The following is a 1593-nucleotide window of genomic DNA, read 5'->3' as shown; positions in this document are numbered from 1 at the left end:
GACGGCGTCCCACGGCTGGCGGTCGGGAGCGGCCGCAAGCCCCTCGGGACAATGCCGCCGGTAGTCGCACCAGGAACACAGCGGACCCGGCTGCGGCGGGAAAGCCGTGTCCAGTGCGGCACCGGCCCGCAGCGACGCACCGGCGCGTTCGGCATCGTCCGCCAGGGCCTCGGCACGGCGCAGATGACGGCCCAGCGAGCTCTGGTCGTGCTCGGCTGCCAGCACGGCGCCAGTGGGAACATGGTGCAGCTCGACCCGCCAGCACGGCCGCCGCAGTGTCCTCGACGCCGCGAGCGCGTACAGGGCGAGCGGCTGGGATGCGCGGGCGTCGTCCTCGGTGAGCGGCCGACGGCCGGTCTTGTAGTCAACGACGACGAGCGCACCGTCACGGTCGTCGAGCCGGTCGACCCGTCCGGACAGGGCCAGCCGTTCGGTGCGGGCGGCCACCTGGCGTTCCACCCCCATCGGTTCACCCGCCGGATCAAGGCCGGCCACGTACCGCCCGACCATCTCAGCCGCCCGCTCCCGCCAGCGAACCGACTGGTCGCTGTCCCGCCAGCCGTCGGGTATCCACCCGAGGCGGACGAGATGCGCCGCACGGGTCGGGGTACGGCGTGTCAGCGGCTCGTTCCACCAGGCTCGCAGGGCGTTGTGCACGCTGGAGCCCATCGAGTTGTGGGCCCACGGCGGGCCTTTCGGTGGCGCCGGGCGGTCCAGGTAGGCCATCCGGTAACGGCGCGGGCAATCAGCGAAGGCGGAAAGTTTCGACGGCGTGCACACGAAAAGTCGCCGCGGCATACCGTCCAGCTGCAACTGGTCCACGACATGATCCTGTCACTTGGCCACCAGCCCGCTACCACCGGCCCACGGCAGCCAGCCCGCTACCACCGGCCCACGGCAGCGACCATGTCCATACAACGGTAACCGGACGACCACTGGACGGCAGCATTCTCCTCTGGCATGCTGTCGAACGTGACCGGTACATCCGACCTTCGCGCGTATGGCGCGGGCAGATCGCCGGATCACTTTTACCAGGGGCCGGGCTTGGCCCCTGGGCTGCCACGCGACTGATCGCGACGCACCGAGACCAGCCGGCCCGGACTCACCCGGGCTTGTGAGGCTCCGGGACGGTCGGGCCACGAACGAAAAGGGCCCAGATGACACGGGAAGCGCTCAACTCTGTCACCTCCGCGCCGACGATTTCCTCCATCGAGGACGGCCGATCGGCTATCGACAAGATCGACGCACAGCTCCGGGCGCTCGTCGGGGCACGCCTCGATGTGTCCCGCCAGATTCAGGCGCTGCGGTCCGCGGACGGTGGCCCGCGGATCGAGCACTCCCGGGAAAACGAAATCATCGCGACCTGGTCGGGAGAACTCGGACCGCGCGGAGTCGAAATCGCACTGTCTATTCTTACTCTCTGCCGCGGATCTCTTACCTAAAATCATCGGGATTTCATCCCGGCGCGGCGCGCCCGGCAGCAGCGGCAGGGGTGTAGATCAAAAAACGGGATTGGGGTGCGTGCCCCAGCCCCGCGATAACCCCGCGATACCGCGTCCCCTGTTGCCGGGCGCTCGTAGCTCTTCCGTTATT

General features: G+C 68.9%; 1 protein-coding gene and 1 pseudogene. One reads left to right on the top strand and one right to left on the bottom strand.

Annotated elements, in window-relative coordinates:
• Window positions 1-822: PD-(D/E)XK nuclease family protein (locus MJ783_RS07675; RefSeq protein WP_239309545.1), on the bottom strand; the 822-nt coding region annotated here is incomplete at its 3' end.
• A 332-nt stretch (window positions 823-1154) separates the two neighbouring features.
• Here MJ783_RS07675 and MJ783_RS07670 point away from each other — a divergent pair.
• A pseudogene (locus MJ783_RS07670) lies at window positions 1155-1442 on the top strand (chorismate mutase); the annotation flags it as partial.
• Between the last annotated feature and the right edge of the window lie 151 nt (window positions 1443-1593).

The sequence above is a fragment of the Protofrankia sp. Cj3 genome (genome assembly GCF_917627355.1).
GTDB lineage: Bacteria > Actinomycetota > Actinomycetes > Frankiales > Frankiaceae > Protofrankia.
The sequence above is the reverse complement of the archived record's forward strand: the minus strand, read 5'-3'. Positions and strand labels throughout refer to the sequence as shown.